The sequence below is a fragment of the Paramylibacter ulvae genome (assembly GCF_014652655.1).
Classification (GTDB): Bacteria; Pseudomonadota; Alphaproteobacteria; order Rhodobacterales; family Rhodobacteraceae; genus Amylibacter; species Amylibacter ulvae.
This window is the reverse complement of the sequence record NZ_BMZF01000011.1, coordinates 73,784-98,081: the sequence shown is the minus strand read 5'-3', so window position 1 is coordinate 98,081 and position 24,298 is coordinate 73,784. Positions and strand designations below refer to the sequence as shown.

General features: G+C 48.7%; 22 protein-coding genes and 1 tRNA gene. 6 read left to right on the top strand and 17 right to left on the bottom strand.

Annotated elements, in window-relative coordinates:
* Positions 1-232 precede the first annotated feature (232 nt).
* The 5 genes from IE094_RS14660 to IE094_RS14640 are packed head-to-tail and all read left to right on the top strand — an operon-like array spanning position 233 to position 5,176.
* Positions 233-772, top strand: a complete 540-nt coding sequence (locus IE094_RS14660) for a TRAP transporter small permease (RefSeq protein ID WP_189641466.1) — start codon at positions 233-235, stop codon at positions 770-772.
* Positions 769-2,130, top strand: a complete 1,362-nt coding sequence (locus tag IE094_RS14655) for a TRAP transporter large permease (protein WP_189641465.1) — start codon at positions 769-771, stop codon at positions 2,128-2,130. Before IE094_RS14660 ends, IE094_RS14655 begins: the two co-directional genes overlap by 4 nt.
* A 23-nt stretch (positions 2,131-2,153) precedes the next feature.
* Positions 2,154-3,587, top strand: coding sequence for an aldehyde dehydrogenase family protein (locus IE094_RS14650; protein ID WP_189641464.1), 1,434 nt, complete (start codon positions 2,154-2,156; stop codon positions 3,585-3,587).
* Positions 3,566-4,405, top strand: a complete 840-nt coding sequence (locus tag IE094_RS14645) for a glutathione S-transferase family protein (protein ID WP_189641463.1) — start codon at positions 3,566-3,568, stop codon at positions 4,403-4,405. The genes IE094_RS14650 and IE094_RS14645 overlap by 22 nt, the downstream gene beginning before the upstream one ends.
* A gap of 15 nt (positions 4,406-4,420) precedes the next feature.
* Complete coding sequence (locus tag IE094_RS14640) at positions 4,421-5,176, top strand: SDR family NAD(P)-dependent oxidoreductase (RefSeq protein WP_189641462.1); 756 nt, start codon at positions 4,421-4,423, stop codon at positions 5,174-5,176.
* A 138-nt stretch (positions 5,177-5,314) separates the two neighbouring features.
* Here the strand turns inward: IE094_RS14640 and IE094_RS14635 are convergent, their stop codons facing one another.
* The 6 genes from IE094_RS14635 to IE094_RS14610 form a co-directional block, all read right to left on the bottom strand.
* Positions 5,315-6,619: a TRAP transporter large permease gene (locus IE094_RS14635; protein ID WP_189641461.1), complete on the bottom strand. Its 1,305-nt coding sequence runs from the start codon at positions 6,617-6,619 to the stop codon at positions 5,315-5,317.
* Complete coding sequence (locus IE094_RS14630; RefSeq protein ID WP_189641460.1) at positions 6,619-7,155, bottom strand: TRAP transporter small permease; 537 nt, start codon at positions 7,153-7,155, stop codon at positions 6,619-6,621. Before IE094_RS14630 ends, IE094_RS14635 begins: the two co-directional genes overlap by 1 nt.
* A 3-nt stretch (positions 7,156-7,158) precedes the next feature.
* Positions 7,159-8,151 (bottom strand): TRAP transporter substrate-binding protein, encoded by a 993-nt coding sequence (locus IE094_RS14625; RefSeq protein WP_189641459.1) that lies wholly within the window; start codon positions 8,149-8,151, stop codon positions 7,159-7,161.
* Positions 8,152-8,219: 68 nt separating this feature from the next.
* Positions 8,220-9,395: a 4-hydroxybenzoate 3-monooxygenase gene (locus IE094_RS14620; protein WP_189641458.1), complete on the bottom strand. Its 1,176-nt coding sequence runs from the start codon at positions 9,393-9,395 to the stop codon at positions 8,220-8,222.
* A gap of 1 nt (position 9,396) precedes the next feature.
* Positions 9,397-10,581, bottom strand: coding sequence for an OsmC family protein (locus IE094_RS14615; RefSeq protein ID WP_189641457.1), 1,185 nt, complete (start codon positions 10,579-10,581; stop codon positions 9,397-9,399).
* Between the two features lie 17 nt (positions 10,582-10,598).
* Positions 10,599-11,816: an OsmC family protein gene (locus tag IE094_RS14610; RefSeq protein ID WP_189641456.1), complete on the bottom strand. Its 1,218-nt coding sequence runs from the start codon at positions 11,814-11,816 to the stop codon at positions 10,599-10,601.
* A 223-nt stretch (positions 11,817-12,039) separates the two neighbouring features.
* On the opposite strand from IE094_RS14610, the gene IE094_RS14605 reads away from it, so the two are divergent.
* Complete coding sequence (locus IE094_RS14605; protein ID WP_189641455.1) at positions 12,040-12,774, top strand: GntR family transcriptional regulator; 735 nt, start codon at positions 12,040-12,042, stop codon at positions 12,772-12,774.
* A gap of 290 nt (positions 12,775-13,064) precedes the next feature.
* On the opposite strand, the gene IE094_RS14600 is transcribed toward IE094_RS14605, so the two are convergent.
* From IE094_RS14600 to IE094_RS14550, 11 genes are all read right to left on the bottom strand, one after another.
* Positions 13,065-13,469: a PIN domain-containing protein gene (locus tag IE094_RS14600; RefSeq protein WP_189641454.1), complete on the bottom strand. Its 405-nt coding sequence runs from the start codon at positions 13,467-13,469 to the stop codon at positions 13,065-13,067.
* Complete coding sequence (locus tag IE094_RS14595; RefSeq protein WP_189641453.1) at positions 13,459-13,686, bottom strand: AbrB/MazE/SpoVT family DNA-binding domain-containing protein; 228 nt, start codon at positions 13,684-13,686, stop codon at positions 13,459-13,461. Before IE094_RS14595 ends, IE094_RS14600 begins: the two co-directional genes overlap by 11 nt.
* A gap of 151 nt (positions 13,687-13,837) precedes the next feature.
* A complete protein-coding gene (locus tag IE094_RS14590; RefSeq protein WP_189641452.1) occupies positions 13,838-15,451 on the bottom strand; it encodes a site-specific integrase in 1,614 nt (537 codons plus the stop codon).
* Positions 15,444-15,794, bottom strand: a complete 351-nt coding sequence (locus tag IE094_RS14585) for a helix-turn-helix transcriptional regulator (protein WP_189641451.1) — start codon at positions 15,792-15,794, stop codon at positions 15,444-15,446. The genes IE094_RS14590 and IE094_RS14585 overlap by 8 nt, the downstream gene beginning before the upstream one ends.
* Positions 15,795-16,046: 252 nt before the next feature.
* Positions 16,047-16,136, bottom strand: a tRNA-Ser gene (locus IE094_RS14580).
* A 56-nt stretch (positions 16,137-16,192) separates the two neighbouring features.
* Positions 16,193-18,583, bottom strand: a complete 2,391-nt coding sequence (locus tag IE094_RS14575; RefSeq protein WP_189641450.1) for a DUF3772 domain-containing protein — start codon at positions 18,581-18,583, stop codon at positions 16,193-16,195.
* A gap of 9 nt (positions 18,584-18,592) precedes the next feature.
* Positions 18,593-19,627 carry a cysteine synthase A gene (locus IE094_RS14570; protein ID WP_189641449.1) on the bottom strand — a complete coding sequence of 345 codons (1,035 nt, stop codon included), beginning with the start codon at positions 19,625-19,627 and terminating at the stop codon, positions 18,593-18,595.
* 78 nt (positions 19,628-19,705) lie between these two features.
* Positions 19,706-20,149 (bottom strand): TrgA family protein, encoded by a 444-nt coding sequence (locus tag IE094_RS14565; protein ID WP_189641448.1) that lies wholly within the window; start codon positions 20,147-20,149, stop codon positions 19,706-19,708.
* Between the two features lie 4 nt (positions 20,150-20,153).
* A complete protein-coding gene (locus IE094_RS14560; RefSeq protein WP_189641447.1) occupies positions 20,154-21,368 on the bottom strand; it encodes a class I SAM-dependent methyltransferase in 1,215 nt (404 codons plus the stop codon).
* Between the two features lie 59 nt (positions 21,369-21,427).
* Positions 21,428-22,840: a cryptochrome/photolyase family protein gene (locus IE094_RS14555; RefSeq protein ID WP_189641446.1), complete on the bottom strand. Its 1,413-nt coding sequence runs from the start codon at positions 22,838-22,840 to the stop codon at positions 21,428-21,430.
* A 30-nt stretch (positions 22,841-22,870) separates the two neighbouring features.
* Positions 22,871-24,091: an aminotransferase class V-fold PLP-dependent enzyme gene (locus IE094_RS14550; protein ID WP_189641445.1), complete on the bottom strand. Its 1,221-nt coding sequence runs from the start codon at positions 24,089-24,091 to the stop codon at positions 22,871-22,873.
* Positions 24,092-24,298 lie beyond the last annotated feature (207 nt).

Sequence of the window (24,298 nt, the reverse complement as noted above, 5' to 3'; positions counted from 1 at the left end):
TTATCTGCAGCCGCTTTCGACTGCCCTGATTTCTTTGTCATGCTTAACTCCTAATTGTTAAGATGAACCAGAAATCCTCCATTATTCAAATGCTCAGGTATGTCCCAAAGGTGCTGACGTTAGACATCACGTTGGTCAGCCGCACTTCATCAACGCGACAGTTTTCGGAAAGGCATTTTGAAATGGTGCCCCGATTTTTCACAGGTTTAATAACCACCAACAGGATTTCACAATGACAAGTAAATCGAACGCGTCCGATATTATGGGTTATTTGGATCGGGGTTTAACTCTGATTTCATTAATCTGTGGCGGTGCAACGCTGATATTCATGACCGTATTTTCGGTTTGGAATGTTTTGGTTATGCGCAAAACATTAAACAATCCGATCATCGGAGCAGAGGATTTATTGATCCTGTCACTGGTGGTGATTGTGGCGCTGTCCATTCCGTTTGGCGCCAGAAGTGGTGCCCATATCGAAATCGAAATATTAGAGGCAAGCATGTCAGCACGTTTCGCCAAATGGTCGATGATTTGTGTGAAAGTATTGGGTGTGATGTTGTTGGCGGTCATGTCATGGCGGTTGTGGCACGCGGGGCAAAGCGCCGAACGCTTTGGCGAAACCACCCAACAATTGTTGATTTCATTCGAACCGTTTTATTACCTACTGTCCATATCGATCGCCGTTTATGCCTTGGTTGTGATCATCGATATCTGTCAATTATTGCGCGGCGGCAAGGTCGTTTCAATCAACATCGGGGGTGATCCGTTATGATTGGCATGACAACTTTGGGGCTGTTGGGGCTCTTGGCATTGTTCGTGTTGCTCGCCTTGCGAATGCCCGTGGCTCTATCCATGCTTGGTGTTGGTTTTGTTGGCACGATCATTGCCAATGCGAACAAATTCATCAGCGTTGGAATGTCACCAGATCAAGCGTGGGCGCGCGGTTGGAAAATCGCCTATTCCAACCTGTCAGGTGAAACATTCGAGGCCGCATCAAACTTCAATTTATTGGTGATCCCAATGTTTGTTTTGATGGGAAATTTGGCTGGTATATCAGGCATGTCAAAGGATCTGTTTAACGCGGCCTATCGTTGGATGGGGCATATGCGCGGTGGGCTGGCATCGGCCACCATTGCTGCTTGTGCTGGATTTGCAGCACTATCGGGTTCATCGCTGGCCTCTGCGGTGACAATGGGGCGTGTCGCATTGCCTGAAATGAAACGCTATAAATACGCAGATAGCCTTGCCACGGGGTCCGTCGCTGCGGGTGGAACGCTTGGTTTTTTGATCCCGCCATCAGGGGGGATGATAATTTATGCCGTATTAACCGAGCAATCCATTGGGCGATTGTTTATGGCAGGCGTTTTACCAGGTATCATTTTAACTCTTTTGTTTATCGGTGCGATCTATCTCACGGTTTCACGCAAACCTGATATGGGACCACGCGGCGAACGATCAAGCCGCGCTGATCGCATGGCATCACTGGCACATGCCGCCCCGATCCTTGGTGTGGTTTTGGTGACAATCGGCGGCATGTACACTGGTTTTTTCACGCCAGTCGAAGCATCATCCGTTGGCGCATTCCTCACCTTTCTAGTTGCTGCGTGGCGTCGATCATTAACATGGCAAGCGTCGCGCGTTGTTATCTTGCAAACCATGAATGCCACGGCAACGGTGTTTTTGATCATCATTGGCGCGTTTGTGTTCATCCCATTCATGTCATTGACCGAATTACCAGCACAGTTGGTCACCTTACTCACATCGCTTCCGATTGGTGACATTGGCGTTTTGCTGGTGATTATTCTGGCCTACATGTTTTTGGGTATGTTCCTAGAATCGATGGCGATGCTTGTATTGACCATCCCAGTTGTCATTCCCATTGCCATCGGTCTGGAATGGGATCTGATCTGGTTTGGGATTATCGTCGTGATCGTGCTGGAAATGGGCATGATAAGCCCACCCGTTGGCATCAACGTCTTTATCGTGAAATCTATCGCTCCCGATGTCCCAATGAGCCATATTTTTCGTGGCATTTGGCCGTTTTGGTTCGCCATGGCGATAATGATCGCCCTACTCATCATTTTTCCACAAGTCGCGTTGTTTTTGCCACAAACATTGGTCGGCGGATAGCATTCAAAGGAGCCATAAACAACATGGATACAACAACAAAAACGCTTCAACATTACATTGGGGGCAACTGGGTTCATGCCAAAGACGGCGCGACGCTGGACGTGTTCAATCCACTCGACGACAGCCTATATCTGCGCGCGGCCAAAGGATCACGCCAAGACGTTCAATCGGCCGTTGCTGAGGCAAAAACAGCATTTGCAGATTATCGTGAAACCCTCCCAAAGGAACGCGAACGTTGGTTATTGCGCATTGCTGAAATCATGGAAGAGCGCAAAGCAGAATTGTTAGATTGTCTGATCGACGAAATCGGATCACCAATCCAAAAGGCAATGTTTGAATTTGAAAAAGGCCTGACAATGATCCGCGCAGCGGCGGGGTTGTGTCGTAATGTGCGCGGCGAAACCATTCCATCAGACGCCCCTGGAAAATTTTCAATGTCGGTGCGCGAACCACTGGGCGTGGTGGCGGTGATCACGCCCTTTAATGTCCCGTTAATTAAAACAACGCGCCTTGTTGCGAATGCACTGGCTGTTGGGAATACGGTGGTACATCTGCCATCGGAAATGGCACCACATTTGACCTTATTATTCGCACAAATCGTGGCAGATGCTGGGATGCCAGCGGGTGTGTATAACGTGGTTACCGGATATGGCCACGAAATCGGCGATGACCTTACCAGCCACAAGGATGTGAAATTCGTCACCTTCACGGGATCCACCGTTGTTGGCCAACATATTAGCGAAATATGTGCCAAAAACAAAACGCCAAACACGCTGGAACTGGGCGGCAAAAGCCCGACTGTTGTTTTGGCCGATGCCGACCTAGACAAGGCGATGCCATTGGCGGCGCGCTCAATATTCATGTTCGGTGGTCAGGCCTGTATCGGCACCAGCCGTTTTTATGTTGAACGCCCAATATATGATGAATTCGTCAAACGTTTTGCAATGATTGCATCCAAAATTGGCATGGGTGATTTACGTGATCCAAACACAGTCATCGCACCGATCATTTCGGATCGCCAACGCCAACGCATCAAAGATCACATCGAAGATGCCAAAGCCAAGGGTGCAACCGTTGTCACAGGTGGCGAATGGGACGGCAATCGATGCCAACCAACCTTACTCACCGATGTCAGCGAGGATATGACAGTATGTCGAACCGAAACATTTGGTCCTGTTACATCGATTTATCCAATCGACAGTTATGAACAAGGTTTGGCGATGGCTAATGACACCGAATATGGGTTGTCATCCGCGATTTTCACCAAAAACATCGACACCGCATTTCATTTCGCGCGCAATATCAATGCTGGCATGTGCCATATCAATGGCCCCACCATTCATGACGAAGCACATGTTCCCTTTGGCGGTAACGGAGAAAGCGGTGTCGGGCGCGAAGGCACTGATGCCGATATGGAAGCAATGACAGAACTTAAATGGATCACGGTACAATTATGACATTTACACTTTATCATCATGGATCATCGGTTTGCGCGGCAAAAGTGCGCTTTGCAATGGCAGAAAAAAAATTGGAATGGGATGGCGTTTATATCGATATCCTCAAGGGTGAACAGTTCGCGCCAGATTATTTAAAACTGAACCCAAAAGGCGTGGTGCCGACATTGGCACACGATGATCAAATCATCACGGACAGCACCGTCATTATCGAATATTTGGATCACATCGCACCAGAAACCAGCGTCCACCCCGCCGATCCAATTGCACGCGCCCAAACACGTATCTGGACCAAGGCCGTGGACGAAGATTTGCACCCTGCATGTGGTGCAGTGACCTTTGTTTGCTCGCATCGACATACGGTTTTAAAAAACCTTGGCGAAAAAGGCGTGAAGGAATTTTTAGCGTCCACCCCTGCGATGTCTGTGACATCCGATTGGAAAAGCCAGAAAGACAGCTTTACACGTTATGGTTTTGACGCGCCGGGGGCTGCGGAAAAGGTGAAACTATATGACACCTACCTGCAAAAAATGGAGGATGCATTGGCGGGTGGCAATGATTGGCTGGTCGCCAACACGTTTTCTATCGCCGACATTGCGATGACACCATATGTGAACAGATTGGCGATGATGTCGATGCGTGGCATGTGGGAAAATGGACGCCTCCCCAATGTCGAAGCATGGTTTGCACGTATCGAAGCACGTGAAAATTTCAAAAAATGTCTTATCGATTGGGTTCCACAAGATTTGACAAATGATTTGCGAAAAAACGGGGCTAAGAGCTGGCCAGAAGTGGCACAAATACTTGAAATCAATATCTAAAAATGGAGATACAATATGGGCCGTTTAGACGGAAAAACCGCAGTAATTACAGGTGCTGCACAAGGTATTGGCGCCCTGATGGCCAAGGCAATGGCTGATGAAGGCGCCAAAGTTCTGGTCACCGATGTACAAGACACCGCAAATGCAGTTAAGGCAATCACAGATGCCGGTGGTTGCGCCCAAGGCATGAAAGTCGACGTCACCAATAACGATGATCTCAAGGCGATGGTTGAAACAGCCACACGCGATCTTGGCCGGCTTGATATCATGGTCAACAATGCGTCGATATTTGCCACGCTGACACCAAAGCCATTTTTTGAAATCGATGATGATGAATTTGACATGATCATGCGCGTGAATGCACGAGGTGTGCATCAAGTCATGCGCGCAATCGTCCCCACAATGATCAAAGCTGGCGGTGGCAAGGTTGTAAATATTGCATCGGGAACGTTTTATTACGGCCCTCCAGGTTTGTCACATTATACGGCGTCCAAGGGTGCTGTGATCGCCTTAACACGTTGTCATGGGCGCGAATTGGGTGATAAAAACATTCAAGTTAATGCAATCGCCCCCGGTCTGACCGAAAGCGAAGGCATCATCGCCAACAAAGGTTTCGATATGGCGCGCACGCCAACAGTTCAATCGCGGTCGATTAAGCGAGAAATGTTGCCAGAAGATTTGTTGGGGACACTGTTATACCTTACATCTCAAGACAGCAATTTCGTGACGGGGCAGACCCTAAACGTTGATGGTGGCAAAATTAACATTTAACCATATCTATCAAAAACTTAACGCCCTTTCTTTGCACACAAAAAATTGGTGCAAAGAAAGGGCTTTTTTGTATCAACTCCGAAAACTGAATGGCCACGTTCAAACGCAGCGATCGCGGCAGACATGCCGCAATCCATTTTATCCATACATTTTATTTGGCAAATAAAGCGCGATTTCTGGCAACAACAGAACCAAAATAACCGCAAGCAACATTGCCAACCAAAATGGCCATATCCCGCGAAAGATTGTATTGAGCGATACGTTTTCCGCGATCCCTTTGACGACGAAAACATTCACCCCCACTGGCGGTGAAATCAACGCCATTTCCAAAACGATAACCATCAACACCCCAAACCACACCAGATCAACACCCAGTGTTTCAAGAAGCGGTTGGATCAAGGGAACAGTTAATACCAAAATCGCAAAACCTTCCATAAATGTGCCCAGAACGATCAAACCAAACAGGATGGAAATCACCACGAGTGCTGGCGAAAACCCTTGTGCCTCGACCCATTGGGACATCGAGAATGTAACACCTGTAAAACCAATGAACGTCTTAAATACAAATGCACCAAACAGAATGAAAAACACCATTCCGGTGGATTTCAACGTGCTGATCACGACCTCTTTTAAAGTAGGCCAAGTGATCGACCGGCGGATCAAGCTGACAATCAGCGCAAGGAACGCACCGATGCCTGCCGCCTCCACCGCAGAAAAGACACCTGAATAAATGCCACCGATGGTCAAAACGATAATACCAATAATCCAAAGCGCGCGCCCCAACGCGGACAGCCGTTCGCGTAAGGTTTCAGCATTGGATGATTGAGGCGCTTTTTCAGGTTGTAAGCTGACCACGATATAGATCGCTGCGATGAACAACAGCATTAACAAAAGCCCTGGCAAAACACCCGCCATAAACAGGCGGCCAATGGATTCTTCGGTCAAGATCGCATAGATGACAAATCCCGCTGAGGGAGGGATCAAAATCCCCAATGTACCACCCGCTGCAATCGCACCCGTGGCCAGCCCGTCATCATATTTATAACGCTGCATTTCGGGCAGGCTCACTTTTCCCATTGTCAACGCCGCGGCTAAAGATGACCCTGATAATGCCGAAAAACCAGCGCATCCCACAATCGTAGCAGAGGCTAAACCGCCCTTGAAATGCCCAATCCAGCTATGCGCAGCGTCGTATAAATCACGGCTCATGCCAGAAACACCCGCAAGGTTCCCCATCAAGATAAAGAGGGGCAGAATGGTCAGTGAATAATTGCTCGCCTCGCCAAAAATTTCACCTGCAACAACAGGTAAACTGGCCGCGGGGCGGATCAAATAAATGCCAAGCGTCCCCACCAATAACATCGATGCGCCAACCGACATGCGAAACAAAAGCAGGATCAACAGAGCGGAGAACCCCAAAATTGCCAGAGTAGTTCCATCCATCACATTTTATCCTCAAAGGGGTCGTCCCCATTCCAATGTTTAATCCCGATAACCAATTGATACGTCAGGAACGCCGCCACCACCGCCATGCTGGCAGAAAGCAAAAAGTAAAATGGCATATGCGGGATCAACAGGTTTTGCGTCGCATAACCACAAGAAACCCCACATGACCCTTTGATCGCCAATGCCCACGCCGCATAACCACAGGTCAAAACCGACAAAACCCGTATGATGAAATCGGTTATGCGTGTGATTTTTCGCCCTATCATTCCAGGGAAAATGTTCACGCTGATATGAGTCATATGAACCGCCCCATATGCGACACCAGCGGCAACAACCACAGTCAATGCCATGGATGAAATATCACCGATTCCAAAAATGGGATCGCGCAACGCATAACGCCAAAACACCGAAACCACGGTAACGCACATCAGTAAGAACAAACCAATTGCGCCAATCACAGCAAAAGCATTGGCAATGTGGTGAAACCAACGATCCATCAGATCGTTGGTATTGGAAAATCTGCGCGCAGACATTTCCTATTCGCCTTGCATCAATTGCATGACCTGCGCACCTGTCAGACCCTGCCCGACATCGCTTGCTTTCCATGCGTCCAATGCTGGTTCAATCGCCGCGTCCCAACGGGCGCGTTCATCATCGGCCAAGGTGATGATTTCCACACCGTTTTGGCGCGCGATTTCGACACCGCGAATTGCTAGATCATGATAAACTTGCGCACCTTGCAATGACAGCTCTTTGCCCGATGCTTCTGCCACCCACGCTTTTTCTTCATCACTTAGCGCATCATAGACACCTTGGTTCATTAACAACGCAAATGATGTCACTGAACCGGGGACATTGGTTGTGATGTAATTGGCAGGTTCGTCCAATTTGAACGACATATTTGCAGATGCATCAATCGCGATGGCATCGATAACACCATTGGAAAGGTTTTGGTTTATGACCGAAACGGGTTGTGAAACTGCGGAACCACCCAGTGCTTCCATAAACGGTATGTCTTGTGCGGATGACATGCGCACGATCAAGCCTGACATATCTTCGAGGGTGCGAATTGGTTTGTCTTTGCTGAAAATCACATGGGGATCATTGGCCCAAAGCGCCAAAATTTTGGCATCAAATTCTTTTTCAACAACATCATATGCGCGCCACAACGCTTCTGTGCATTCAACCGCGTCCAAACATAACCCAGGCGTCGTAATCGATGTGGTTACTGGAAACAATGTTGCTGTGTATCCAGGTGGATGGAATGCAATATCAGCGACGCCATCGCGCAAGATCGAATATTGTTTTGACGGTGCAGAATTCAGCGCCCCGCCTGGGAATTGAGTGACGGTCAATGCACCGTCTGAAACCTCTGCCAACTTTTGCGCAAACGGTGTGAAAACCGCGCCGTTCATTGGATGTTTTGGGCCCATAAAATAGGCGAGCGCAAGGTCTTTGGCCATGGCCATCGGTGCAATCGCAAGACAGGCCGTCATTGCAAATGTGCATAGTGCTGTACGTTTTTTCATTTTTTCCTCCCATGAAAATCGATAAATGCGATAAACGATTTGGCCTATCGCGGTGGATGGCGTGCTATTCAATCTTCAAACGGCAAACCCATATATTCGTATGCCAGCGCATGCTGTGCGGCCTCTGACATCAACAACAGATCGTAATCATTTTCGCGAAGCTTCTGTTCAAATGGGTCCTCGCCTGGAAACACATGCAACAGCTTGGTCAAGCGCCACGAAATGTTTTCCGCAGACCAAACACGGCGTAGAGCAGTTTGCGAATAGCTGTCGATCAATGCTACGTTTCCACCCTTAAAATATGACACCAGCGCGCGTTGCAGATAATGAACGTCTGAAAACGCCAAATTCAAACCCTTTGCCCCCGTGGGTGGCACGATATGGGCGGCATCGCCTGCGATAAACAGACTACCGTGGCGCATTGGTTCGGATACAAAACTGCGCAATGGCGCCATTGATTTTTCAATCGATGGCCCTGTTTTGATCTTTTTTGCGTATTCTTCTGGAAAACGGGTTAACAATGTTTCCCAAAATCGATCATCTGACCAGTCTTCTGGCGTATCGTTGATCGGTGCTTGCACATAATAACGGCTAAGCATTTCGTTGCGTTGTGCAGCCATCGCCATGCCGTCGCTGTGATAAGCATAGATGAAATTTTCCACTGGTGGCTGTTCCACCATGATCCCCATCCAGCCAAACGGGTATTCACGGTGAAATTCTTGGCTATGCGAACTTGGGATCGCCTTACGGCTTGGCCCATGAAACCCATCACATCCCGCAATGAAACGACAATCGACACGATGGATATTACCATCCTTTTCATATGTCACATGTGGCGTATCAGATTCGATATCATGCAAGGCTACATTTTGCGCCTCGCAAATTACCGCCCCACCGTCGCGTTCACGTGCAGCATACAAATCCTCGGTGATATAGGTCTGGCCATAGGCCATCATCTGTTTGCCAGTCCATTTTTTGATATCAATGAAAAATTCTGGGCGGTTTTCCCATAAAATCAGTGTGCCATCTTTTGGTTTGCCAATTTTATCCAGCCGCTCGTTCAACCCATAATCGCGCAACATCTGAACGGTGTTATGTTCCAATACACCCGCACGGATCCGCCCCATCACGTATTCTTTTGATTGGCGCTCCAAGACAACGTTATCAATGCCATTGGCGTCCAAAATATGGCTCAGCATTAAACCAGACGGGCCACCACCGATGATGCAAACTTGCGTTTTCATATTATTTCACCCGCCGCACACGTAACTTGGTTTTCAAATCCGTCCGGCAAAACGCGTGCAAGAAACAGGTTTGCTCTGAAATATCCAACATCTCTTGTGCGGTTTCCACGCTTTCAGATGTTTCAAGATAGACATGCGTTTCAATCGGGTCAGCTTCCCCCACCTTGCCAGTGCCACCAGATGCGCCACCAAGGCTAAAATGTGTGTCCTGTACGATGCGGTAATCTGGTAAATCCAGTTTCAACATGGATACGAAACGTCCAAATTGCGTCATGAAACAAAACCCAACCCCTGCAGAAATCAACGAATTTGCATCTGGTGCCCGCCCGTCTTCGGAACTGAGGAAACGAAATGATGTGCCATAGGGTGAATATTGCATCTGTTGAATTTCTTTGATCCCATCCTCGCGCAAAATCGCCACCGCACCGATGTTCAAACGGCGGTCTTGTTCATCAGCTAAGGATGACGATGCAGATGCCGTGCCCAACACCACATCCTTTTTCGGAGTTGCTCCAACAGGTTCCATAAATGTTTGATCGGACGCCTCTGGGATTGCCATATCAAAATGCTGTCCTGGGTCGGGGAATAACGCACTGTCCATTTCCGCGACCTTATCGGTAGGAATTTCAACACCATTACGCCCCAATTTAAACAGGCTTTCCAATTGTCCGCGCATCAATCCATTCAGAGGCGATGCAAATGTTGCATCAACCAAAAATTGGTTCAGCGCGCCATCATCCAGATCGCAATCAATTTCCACCTGTAGATCGATGTTTTCAGCACCACCAATCATTGTGCGTTTAGGCATCGATCCTTTCATGGTGTAATAATTGTCTTGAATCAATTTTAGCTTGCGAATTTTGACATTACGAATTTCCGCCAGTGCTATGATTTCATTCATAAAGCTGGCAACAACACCTGTTGACAAAAATGCCAATGGACAAGGTGCAGCATCATGGCCGTTCAAATATGGCCCCTCATCCGAAACAAGCCTCCACGTATCCCCCGTTTTGGCGGAACGCACGAATGCCTCTTTTTGGAACCCCGACAATGACCGCACCCATGTGCGCAACGCATCACCTTTGCGATTTTCGGGAGCGTCGATTGATACCTCATCCGCATTTGCCAGTTTGAAAAACGGCGCAAGTCCACTGTTTGCAATGATGTTTTCACCAAGTTTGCTCATGATATTTGTGGTCCTATCTATTGTGCAGCATGCAGCGGCGTTATTTGCAGCGTCTTCAGTTTTGTTTTTAAATCGGTTCTGCAAAATGCATGTAGGAAGCATGTTTGCTCGCTTAGATCGAGCATTTCGCGCGCGACGTCATCGCTTTCTTGTGTGGTAAGATAAACATGCGTTTCAACTGGATCCGCCTCGCCTGCTTTACCCGTACCGCCAGATGCACCACCCAAACTGAAATGAGTATCTTGGATGATTTGATATTCTGGCAAATCAAGTTTGAGCATTGGCACAAGGCGGCCAAACTGGGTCATGAAACAAAACCCGATGCCAGCGGAAATATAGCTCGCGGCATCAGGTGCGCGCCCTTTACCGCCATCAACTTTGCCTTCTTCTGATAAAAACAACCATTCCTTGCCATGTGGCGAATAAAGCTGCTGTCGGATTTCCTTCATTCCATCATCGCGCAATGTCGCAACCGCTGCGATATTCAAACGGCGGTCTTGATGTTCGGACAATGATGATGCCGCTTTTTCTGTGCCACCCGAGACGATCTTTTTGACCGTCAATCCGATATGGGTTAACAAATTTTCGCTTGGTGCTGTTACCTGCACTTTTTGCGCCGCATCATTTGGATTCGGCAACATTTCCGCATCCAGTTTCGCAACCTTTTTCGGGGTCAGCTCCGTACCGTTGCGCGACAGGTTAAACAGGCTATCATGCTTACCGCGCATCAATCCGTTCAACGGCGATGCATGAACCGCATTCATCAAAAATTCGCTCAATGCGCCACCAGACAAATCGCAATCAATTTCGACCTGTAATTCAACGGGCTCTGCCCCACCGACCATTGTGCGTTTTTGCATCGAGCCAGTCATCGTGTAATAGTTATCCAGAGTTAATTTCAGGTGACGTATGGCGATATCATTTCGCGCGGCCAACGCGGTGATTTCATTCATGTATGACGCAATCATTCCCACCGTCAGATATGATAACGGCGGTGGCGCAGCATCATATCCGTTCAAATATTTGCCCTCATCAGACACCATGCGCCATGTTTGGCCTGATCGGCGCGATGATACCAACGCCTCTTTTTGAAACCCCGATAACGATGTCACCAACGTGCGAAGCGCATCGCCGCGTCGCAATTGCGGTACGCCCACTCCAAGCGTTTCAAAATTTGTAACCTCGCAGATTAACGACAAACCGCTATCCGATATTTTATTTTCACCTAACGGCATGCAAATCCTCCCAAAACAGACGCGTCCACGTTCTGCGGAAACGACAAAAACGTCATTTTCGTATCCCTTTTGCACCTCACGGCGCTAAACTCATTCGATTCGTAGCATTAATGGATACGTTAGTCAATTACGGATGCATAATTTGACATAACAGCAGCTTTTTCGGTAAAAAACGTAGAATACGGATACAAAAGGGTGCATATACCCTTGTTAGAGGATCGTTATGAGCACAGCAGTAGAAAGCGCAGTCACCGAATTGCGCGGCATGATCGTCAATGGCGAACTTCCGATATCAGAGCGGATCACAGAAAGCAGTGCGGGAAATCTGTTAGGAATTTCGCGCACCCCTGCCCGTTCCGCGCTCAGCCAGCTTGAATCTGAGGGTCTATTGATCAAACTCGAAGGGCGCGGTTACAAAATCCGCCCGTTTAGCTTTGCCGATTTGGAAAAAGCAACCGAAGTGCGCAGCGTCCTAGAGGGCATTGCAGCAGGGCGGCTCGCATCAATGGGGCCATCAGAAGAAGCAACCGTTGCAATCGAAAAATCCATCGCAATGACAGAAGCAATCATAAGCCGCGATGCGGTTACAAAACGTGAAATTGCTGTTTATCAAGAGGCCAATGAAATTTATCATTCGGCAATTGTCGATACCTGTGGCAACGATTTTGTCGGCCAAAGTTTGGAGCGTATCGCAAACATTCCAATTATCGCCCCTGGCGCATTCACCGAAGTCGAGGGGATGGCGCAGGCAGAAATGCTGCGCATGACCGTGGGGCATTCCCAACATGTCATCATTTGGGATGCGATCCGCTCGCGCGATCCAGTGCGCGCCGAAAGCATGATGCGTGAACACGCAGGCGCACCCATACGATATGCAAAACTATTCATCGGTGATGGTTATCAGCGCAAACTTATGACAACAGGCATCGTCAATCGCGAAGACGTTCCCAAAACATAAGGGCGATCACTTCATCACATCGCCCGCAGGGTATTCGTCTGCGCGACCAACTGTTTATTTTTTTAAATTAAACCGAACGGACAATGCCGCTATCTACCCGGATGTTTTGCCCCGTGATTTATGCCTCACCATCAGATGACAAAAATCCAACAACGCTAGCGAGTTCGCTAATATCTACAGTGCAAGTAATTTTCACACAGACCGTCTCGACTTTGCACCTGCAGCGAACGGCAGCTATCCGCCCACATAGAAAAATACTTCTACGTTAAACCGATTCTAGACACTCTCGATCACATTTTGTCACGAAAAGGGTTTAGGATTTTAAGGCCTCCTTCAATGATTTGACCATGTTGCATATCCTCGCTCAAAAGCTCCGTGCAACCATTCGTCAATGCTGCTGCGACAATCATCGCGTCGTACACTGAAAACCCATATTTGGCACCTAAAGCACGGCCGAGAACATGGGTGTCTTCAGTTAAATCGCAAACGTCACATAGATCCTGAATACCGTTTAGAAAAATGCTGGCTTCATCCCAGTTCATATTCGCCTTGCGACGGCAATTTGCTAGGGCTTCGTTCAAAACTTGAACGCTAACGACACCGCCCCCTGATAGAACTGCTTCCGCCACATCTGCTTTGTCACTATCTTCGAGCAGATAAAGAATGACACTTGTGTCGATAAACCTATCGCTCATTCGCACCGTCTCGGCTGAGCCTGTCGCTGCTCTTCAGCGAGCCACGAAACCGTCGCAGATCGGAGAGGATTTCATCCTCTCTACGATGGCGTTTCACGATTAGATCAGACTTGCTGCCTTTTAGGTTGATCTTGTCACCTTCTTTTAAACCCAGCTCCCTTATCAAGCTGGCAGGAAGGCGGACCGCAAGACTGTTGCCCCATTTAGATACCTGCATAATATGCTCCTATGGATATACTTTGTATTTGTATATCCTAATAACGCTAAAACATCAAACAAATGTCAGCCCTCTAAAATTGAATGTCCGCTTTGATTGTTTCTGGCAATTACCTGACTTAATCTGTCAGATGTTCACTCTCCGCCCTTTTCTACCTGTCACCAGGCCTTCCAATTCGCGTATTGTACAGAGCTTTCGCTTTTTCATAACCTGGATCGCTTGCGTGCAATTCATGCAGCGCGAACTTTAGAAGCAAGTCTTTCTCATCATCCGTTTCACCTCGGTTCATTTCGATCCCTTCCATAACTTCAAAACGAGTTTCCTCTTTCAACTGACCATAATGGCGAAGGGTGATTTTAATATCTTCATGGCCCAAGCATTGAGACCATGCCTTGACTTCTTTTTCGCTCCGACATTTTTCAAATCCAAGCGCTGCCAAGCAGTGACGCGCGCTGTGTGGATGATAGCTATCTTTGGTATTCTTGCTGGCCACAGCGAATGCTTGTCGAACCACATCTGCACCTTTTAGAGGTTCAAAAGGTTTGCGCGGTTGAACACCAGGGGATCGATTTTGAATAAGTGATTGCTTTGTTGGAAACACAGCATCATCGCGATTTGCTCCAAACGTTTCCATTTCATTGACCCATTCCGTGAACACACTCAGAAATATTTCTGGAACTGGGAAAAACCGTCCCCGGTAGCTCTTGCCGTTTTTTGCACGCCCATTGGTGCCATCTTGAACAAAGATGCTTTTATGCAAATCCACATCTCGGTGCCGCAAACCTGCCAGTGCGTTTGCACGCAATCCTGTTAAAAAAGCACAGGCAAAAACGGAGCGTTGACGGCGATCCAACTGCGTTGCCTTGGGCATGGATCGAAGCATCTCTTCTGCTTCCGATAGCGTTGGATAAACCTTCTCCTTTGCTGGCTTGACTTTGGCCATCTGCGCTTTGGGAAGGTCCAGATATTCTGGCAAAGTCTGATCAAGGCTGCGATACCCTTTTTGCTTAAGCAACCAAGTGAGGAATAAGCGTAGTTGTGATGCGCGATGTCGGATCGCCGAATTGCCAATCGCGTCTTCGCCAACTTCACTCCCGCGTTGAATAAGGTCTTCTCGATATTGCGCAACAAGTTGCGGAGTGATCTGTTTGAACGCGACACCCTTGCTAAATCGTTCGAAATCTCGGATCGCAATAAGATGCGCATCTATCGTTTTCGTCGCATATTTGCCCATAAAAACGATGTACCCATGCAGCAATCTATCATTCGAATAGTAGAAAATATTCTCGCTACTGGTCTGTATTATGCCTGTTTTAGCCTTAAAATCTGCTTCTCCTTCGTCTATTGTATCTAGGCTAGCGCCCGTGTTTTTGCATTTTTGAACACTGTCCCATTGTGTCGCATTCAAAAACTTTGTGGCGCAGGTTTTGCAGCTGTCACAATAGGCCCTGACGAGTGCATTGCCATTATTAGTTGAAAACATATATTCAATCGCTTCCGCAGTTGGCCAGAAGACTCCGCGACATGAGAAACATTTGAATTCACCTATTCGTAATGTCTTCGAATTTCGTTTCGACTGCACATCAAAAAACGCTTTGAGCATCGATCCTTGGAACATATATGGCTTGATATGATCTGATGGATGCAATCCAGCCTTTACCCACCCCAATACGGTATTTTGGGTCACGCTACATATTTCACAGACTTGCTTGACGCTATAAACGCGGTTGGCCTTAAACAATCTCTTCATATTTCTTTTAGCCATTGGAACCATCCCGATCCGCTTTCAACTGCGCATCATAATTTTCCAACTCACCAAGCAACCATCGTGTTGTCCCCCTGCTCAACTGAATGGGCTTGGGAAATACATTCGCTGTTTCACTCGCCCAACGCCAAATCGTTGCAATAGACACATCATAACGCGCGGCAACATTCTCGACGCGCAAGTAGATAGGGCCAGTAAGTGGCGATTGTTTTGATTTTACAGCTGACGGCTGTTGTGGATTTTCCGATGATATTGGCGTTTTTTCGCCAAAAGCAGCACGCGGCTTAACAGCAGCAGAATTATTATACTCAAACAGATCGGGGGTTTTTGCTGTCTTAGACATAGATGTTTCCCTTCCCACGACGTGGGCTCTTTTTTGAAAAAGAAGGGAAGCACATCTTGCGCTTCGACTTACGAATGCCGTTCAATATGACGACAAGAGGCAACCTGCTACAGTTTGCAGCGCATTGCAACAGGTTTCTCTGAAGCTAGTTGTTTAGTCTAACCGCGCAATACCAATGTGGGGCTAGATGTGGGGCTGAAAAATCCAAAGTAAACAATAATTGTTTAAAATCAATAATATAGATGTGCTTTATGGCGGACAGACAGGGATTCGAACCCTGGAGACGGTCACCCGCCTACACACTTTCCAGGCGTGCGCCTTCGACCACTCGGCCACCTGTCCGTGAGGGGTGATGTACACTGTCAAAAACATGTGATCAACCCCAAAACACCCGAGGATTACGCCTTGGGTGATGTCTTTTTGGTTGTCTTTTTAGCGGTAACGGGTTTTTGTAAATCGCTCAAATTTTTGATGGTGATATCACGCTGTGCAAACGGAATTTCTATGCCTTCGTTTTTGAAGCGTTCTGCAATTGCATAGTTCAGATCAGATGCCACCGACATCATGTTATTCACATCACGCAAAATCGCGCGGATTTCGAAATCCAGGGAATCCGCGCCAAAGCGGCGGAATAACACGTTGGGTGCTGGATATTTCAGGATCATTGGATGATCTTTGACAATCTCAAATAAAATCTCTTCGATTTTGCGCGGGTCACTGCCATAGCCAACACCGATTGGTACAATCACGCGACCATGTTTATTCCCATGTGTCCAGTTTGTAACCGTCCCCCCGATCAGATCGGCATTCGGAATAATCACAGTCGCCCGATCAAAGGTTTCAACACTGGTGGAACGCACGGAAATTTTGCGCACATAACCCGAAAACGCGCCAACCTCGACCCAATCGCCCAGTTTAATCGGGCGTTCAATTAACAAAATGATGCCAGACACAAAATTCGACACAATCGTTTGCAAACCAAAACCGATACCAACAGATAATGCACCAGCAACAATCGCGAGATTGGATAGGTCAAGCCCCGTGGACATGATCGCAAGCAACGCCGCCAAGAATATCCCGATATAGCCAAGCCCCGTGACAAGCGCATTTTGCGCCCCATCATCAATGGTTGTGTTGGGCAAAACACTGGTGCGCAGAGCGGATTGCAACAAACGCGTCAACGTATAACCAATGGAAAAGATCAGCACGAATGACAGGAAATCCGAAATGGAAAACCGTGTGTCGCCAATGGAAATACCTTCGCGAAGCTGTATCCACAGATCGCTGATGTCGCTTACACGCGCACCCCAGATAATTGCCAAAACTGGCAATGCCAAACAGATCAGCGCAAAACCAACCGCCGATTTATAAAGCCCACCTGCGGTTCCTTGGCTAACCTCGCCATCGGACAATGCCACGGGTTTGCGTTGAAACGTTTCAAGGATATTCACCAACAGTGCAAACAGCAAAAACAGGGTCGCAATCAATGCCAACGATAATAGCGTCGAAAACACGATATTTGCGCCCAAATTGATATATCCAATCGCGGCAACGGCGGGGCCGACAAAGGCGACAATCGTACAAAACCCCGTCAGCAATCGTGAAATGCGCCCTGACAAAGTTTCATTCGCTGTGGCCAAATCTTCTGACGTCATGCCTGCGCGATAATTGCGAAATTTACGCGCCAAAATATAAAGCCCAAATGCACCAGCCACGATCAGTGGAAATTGCATCACGGCGGGTACTTCGGCGGGCCAATCTTCGGTCTGGCGCCCAGCGTCAATCAAATAGTTTAATCCAAACACCGCGGCCAACGCGTAAACCGTGCGTTTGCCACCCTTCAGGCGCGATTGATCAATGTTCAATAATTGCGCACCAGGCCCGCCCGCAATAAATAGGTTTCGTGCAATCCAAATTGCGCCGAAAATGGTCAAACCAATAAAGGGTAAATACCCCCTTAACGCATCACCGCGCGCGCCCAATATATCGGCCAGTTCAATACCCCGCACAAACAGGAAAAACCCGATCATTGGTGCGATCAGCAATCCCAAGGACAACAAAAATGCGGAGAATGCGCGGCGTGAATTGCGTTCTTTGGCGGTTGTATCGGCCAGTTTGCGTGAAACCCAGCGCGATGCGGGGAATATCAACAACAACCCCAGCAAAACAAAAACAATGGTCGCAGGCGCATTTGACAAGCGGGCATTTGATCGGCGTTCGTCACTGAACGCTTCTTTAACTTCGCCGTAGATACCCTTGAAATAATCAAGCTCTGCAACGGTTGCCGTGGCCCAATGTTTAGGGTTCAACGGCGATGGCCCCAATTGCAACAACGTGTCGGATTGGCGTGTACGGATGATTGAATCGATCTGATCAATCAACGAACCAGCGCGGCGATACGCCTCTTGAGCCACAATCAATGGGGCTTGAAATTCGGCCAATTGACCGTTTAATTCGTCGCGCCGCGTTGCGACCTCTGGTGTTTCTGCGGGTTCCCCTTCGGCGGGTGGATCACCCAACACGGCAAGTTGTTCGCGCACCGTTGATACGCGCCCTGCCCGCGTTTCCTGTTCGGCCAAAGATTGCGAACGAAATGTTGAAAGCGTTGCACGCATTTCTTCCAATGTTTGATTGGTCGTTTCGTCATTTTGCAAAATTGTTTCGGCACGCGTGGCCGTTTCGCGAAATTTTTCAAGATCAAACGTAACGGGTGCGTTTTGTGCAAAAACGCTCGCGCTTAGCATCACAAATGTGATGAGCGCAAAAATTCCAGTGATGGTGCGGCGCATGCCTATACCTTATTCAAAGACTGTGGGAATGGCGCGCGGGCGAGCATCCAGCCACGCGGGTGCTGGCAAATCATTTGCCTTTAGGAAGGTTGGGTTAAACAGCTTGGATTGGTAACGGCTTCCAAAATCGCACAACACGGTCACGATCGTGTGCCCGGGACCCATATCACGCGCCATGCGAATGGCACCTGCGATATTGATCCCCGTTGACCCACCCATACACAGGCCTTCGTCTTGCAACAAATCAAACACAATCGGCAACGCCTCTTTGTCCGAAATGTTATATGGCATGTCCACTTTCAACCCTTCCAGATTGGCGGTGATACGCCCCTGCCCAATGCCCTCGGTGATCGAACTTCCGTCTGATTTCAATTCACCATTGGCATAGTAGTTATACAACGCAGCGCCATCGGGATCTGCAATGCCAATTTTAACATCCTTGTTGCGATCGCGCAGACCATCGGCAACACCCGCCAATGTACCACCAGATCCAACAGAACAGATGAAACCATCCACTTTGCCTTCGGTTTGCGCCCAAATTTCGGGGGCAGTCGCATAAAAATGCGCAGCCTTATTCGCCACATTGTCAAACTGGTTTGCCCAGATCGCGCCATTTGGCTCTGTTTTTGCGAGCTTATCCGCCAACCGTGCGGAATATTTCACGTAATTATTTGGATCTTTGTACGGTTTTGCGGGCACTTCCACCAATTCCGCACCAGCAAGGCGCAGCATATCCTTTTTCTCTTGGCTTTGCGTCTCTGGGATCACGATCACGGTTTTAAACCCCATCGCATTCCCAACCAGCGCCAAACCAATGCCCGTGTTGCCCGCTGTACCTTCTACGATTGTACCGCCCGGTGCCAATTTGCCAGATTTCACCGCGTCTTGGATGATGCTTAGTGCTGCGCGATCCTTGATCGATTGCCCAGGGTTCAAAAATTCCGCTTTGCCCAGAATTTCACACCCCGTTATTTCCGAAGCCTTCTTCAGGCGAATAAGTGGTGTGTTGCCAACGGCATTAGGAAGATCGGAATAGACGTTCATTAAGGGAATCCCAGTGTTAGTATTTTCAATATGTTGATACGCGCAACGCCACCGCGCTGCAAGCCCACGCCGAGGCAATCATATCCAACGTTTGTTGGCAATCCCCGTTAAGCGCCCCGCGATCGCGCCACCCAAAAATAAGATCACCCAAACAATGGGATCAAAGCTGCGCAGCATCATGGTTAATGATATGCGGATCCATGCAATAACAGCCGCAAATGGTTCCGAAAAAAGATTGTCTGCCATGTGGCCCGTTACCACAACCAAACCGTACACAAAACACGCGGCAACCACGCCAACGATGATTGCGCGCCAGCCAGCCGCGATGGAATCTATTCCACCATATCCTGGCTCATTGCCCAAAACGATCCAGCCAGTTACAAATCCGATCACCGCTGACCCTGTCAGCAATGACGACATTAAATTAACCTCGCTCACGCGGCTTTGCATAAAAACCGCTGATGCAATATATGCAACGATCATCAATGTGAGCGCTGCGACCAATTTTGCTCCTGTTGGCATTCAACTATACTCCTACTTTGCGCATCGTTACCTGAGTTACATCCGTTAATTCGTGCTGAAAACTCGACGCGCATCCTGCTAAATAAAAATCCCACATGTTTTTGAAACGCTGATCAAACCCAAGTAGTGCAATATCTTCCCACTTGTTGTTAAACGATTCAAACCATCGACGCAAAGTCAGCGAATAACTTTTGCCAAATTCCACCGATTTTTGAAATTCCAACCCTGCACGCTCGATTTCACCGCGCAATGCTGTTGGGCTGGGTAACATGCCCCCTGGAAAGATGTATTTTTGGATGAAATCCACCGATTTTCGGTATGCCGCGAATTTTTCATCAGCGATCGTGATGATCTGCAATGTAGCCTTACCATTTGATTTCAAACATTTATTTACTGTGTCAAAATAGATCGGCCAATATTTTTCACCCACAGCCTCAAACATTTCAATGGATGCGATACCATCAAATGACCCTCGCTCATCGCGATAGTCCTGCATCACAATTTCAACTCGATCTGACAACCCAGCGTTGAAAATGCGTTGTTTTGCAAAATCATGCTGTTCTTGGGAAATTGTTAAACATTTTAGCCGCGCACCCCGTTCTGCAGCGGCATATTCCGCAAATCCACCCCATCCACAGCCGATTTCAAGCAAATGATCGCCCTCTTTGACCCCCAAATCATCACAGAGATTCGCATATTTTTGGATTTGCGCCTTTGCCAGATCCTCTTGCCCTGTTTTGAACAAGGCAGAAGAATAGGTCATGGTTTCATCCAGCCATTTGGCATAAAACGCATTGCCCAAATCATAATGATAGGAAATATTTTTACGCGCTTGGGCCACAGTATTGCCGCGCATCCAGTGGCGCATTCGTTCATACATGCGCACCAAACCAGCACCGGGGAAACTATACCCGACCTCGTTAATATTCATGTAAACGACATCCAACAGCAATTGCAGATCGGGCGTTGTCCACCAGCCATCGAGATAGGCATCCGAAAACCCCAAATCGCCTTCGCGGATCAGACGAGCAAAGCTGTCTGGGTTCACCACATCAAGGCGTGCCACGGGCCCCGCCGATTGGCCTTGCGCCAGAAATACGCGCCCATCAGGCAGCGAAATTTCAATTGCGCCAGATTTCATCGCACCCAGCAGCGCAAACGTTTGTTTAAAATAGCGCGGCAGGTCGGTTTGTCCCTGCGTCGAAGTCAATTTGCTCATGCTACACTCCCTTCACGCCCCCCGTTGAGTTAGCGTAACGATTTTGCATCACCTTGCAATCAAATTTCAGATCGCCCTCGCATCGCGCGATATGCTTCCAACGCGGCAATACGCCCATCTGCCAGCGAAACCAAGGGATTTGGGTATGGTGTGCCCGATGTAATCCCCCATGATTTTGGAATGGCCGCAAAAAATGCGCGTTGTTCCGCGCTGTTTTCATCGAACAAAAACCGTTTGCGATACGATTGCGATTTATCGAATTTTTCGCCCTGTGTTGCGGGGTTGAAAATCCGAAAATACGGCGATGCATCGGGGCCACACCCCGCAACCCATTGCCACCCCATCGCATTGGCGGCGGGGTCCCAATCGATCAGACATTGTGCAAACCAATCACGCCCCACGCGCCAATCGGTGCGCAGATGTTTGGTTAAATACGATGCCGCTATCATGCGCATCCGATTATGCATTGTTCCTGTCGCATATAATTCGCGCATGGCGGCATCCACCATCGGCTCACCCGTCATACCACGGCGCCAGCGTTCTGCGTTTTCATTATCGGGCAACCAGTGAAACGCATCCCATTCACTGCGCCAGTTTTGATCGGCCAGTGCGGGAAAATGATACATCAAGTGATATGCATATTCGCGCCAAACCAATTCTTTTAAAAAATGTTCGCCCCCCTGTGCGCCCTTTTGCATCGCGCCATAGGCGGCGTGCCAAACCATGCGCGGGGATATTTCGCCATAAGCAAAGTTTTCCGACAATCGCGATGTGGCAGGTTTTTCGGGGAAATCGCGGTTGTGTTCGTATGTGCCAATCGCATGATCCAAAAATGTATCCAGCCGCCCCTGTGCGTTCGTTTCCCCAACGCAAACATAACGCGAAACAACATCGCGCCCGCGCTGCATACCTTGCCCCAATTGCCAGTCGTCAATCGCTTCGCTGTTTGGCCAGACATCAGGTGCGGGGATGGTGCGTGGTGCTGGTAAACAGGCATCCAAATGGCGCCCGCGCACGGTTTTCCAAAACGGGGTGTAAACCTTGAAATAACCACCCGATTTATTTGCCACGGTCCAGGGTTCAAATAACACATGGCCCATGTGGCTCTGGGCATCGATGCCATCGTTTTGCAATCCCGCCTTAACCGCGCGATCGCGTGCAATCCCATCGGTATCATATGCCCGCGACCAGTAAACCGCATCCGCGTCTGTCTCGCGGATCAGGTCACGCAACACGGTCAATGGTTCACCGCGGCGCAATATCAGGCGGCTACCCAGCGCAGCGAGTGTCTTGGCAAAATGTTCCACACCCAGCCCAAATCGCCATTTGGGTGCCGCGCCCAGCGCATCCATCATCGGATCGCAAATGAACACTGGAATAACGGGCCGCCCAGTGGCAACCGCCGCGCAAAGCGCGCTATGATCAGCGATCCGCAAATCGCGGCGAAACCATATGATGATCGGTTTTTTCATGAGATTTACGCTGTAATATCCTGTTTTATATTATAAAATCGAATCCAGCGCATCCATCATCATCTGCATTTCAGCTGGTGATGTGTAATGCACAAAACTAATGCGTAGCACGCCGTGGGTTGGGTTAATATTTTGCCCCTCTAAACAGCGCAGCCCGTAGAAATCACCACCACCTGTCATAATTCCTTTGGCTGCCAACTGCTCTGCGGCCTTGGCACCGGGCATGTTCAAACGCATGGCAACTGTTGGGGCCTTCACATTTGCATCACGCGGGCCAACCAATTGGACGGAATTTTTATCGCCCAGATAATCCAAAAACGGCTGGAGCAATTTGATTTCATGCGCGCGCATCATGTCATGCACGAATGCACCGCGTGCGCGAGCGTCACCCATGCCACCATGATGCGTCGCGTAATCATCAACGTAATCAGCCATCCCCGCACAGGCCGCAACCTGTGCATGATCGGGGCCCGCTGGCGTGAACCGTTTATACAGGCTGTCAGCGTTGAAATAATGCCCTTGATTTGGCAATGCGTTGCCCAATTCACGACGGATCGCCATGATGCCTTGGTGGGGCCCATAAACCTTATACGCAGAAAACAGATAAATATCCGCGCCCAGCGCACCAACATCGGGAATGCCATGAGGGGCATAGCTCACCCCATCCACACATGTATAAACGCCCGCCTTTCGCGCCAATTCACAAATCGCCGCCACATCGTTGATTTCGCCAACCACGTTCGAACAATGGGGAAAACACAACAGCTTCGCCCGTTCATCCAACAGGTTCGCCAAATCCAAGATATCCAAATGCCCCGTTTCTGGGTCCATTTTCCATTCGCGAATTTCAATGCCACGATCCGCCAATCGCCGCCACGGGCCGCTGTTTGCCTCGTGATCCTGGTTTGTGACGATTATCGCATCCCCCGTTTTCAGATGGCTCGCAAATGCCTGTGCCAGAACATAGGTGTTTTGTGTCGTTGATGGCCCAAAGGACAATTCATCCGTATCAATCCCCATGATTGCCGCCAGACGTGTGCGCGCCTCGTCCATTTCTTCGCCACCCAAACGCGATGCTTCGTATGATCCGTATGGTTGCACCTTGCGTTCACGATAAAACCGTTCCAATCGTTTGACCACCTGACCACTGGTAAATGACCCACCCGCATTTTCAAAAAACGCCTGACCTTGCAACGACGCCTGTTCAAATGCGGGGAATTGGGCGCGGACAAATTCGATATCTTGATTCATTTTTCTTCCTGTGATCTGGCATTATTTGCCCGCAAGGTTTCGCAATTTGCGATCCGATGCAAGCAACAACGTTCATACACAAGTTGATTAAAAAATGTGCAAAAACCACCAATCCTGTCGCAAACACGGCAAAGGGGCGTCGAATTTTGCAGTTTTTTCACATTCAATCGGGTAACGTTTCTGTGACAAGGGAGTCGTTTGCCGTGC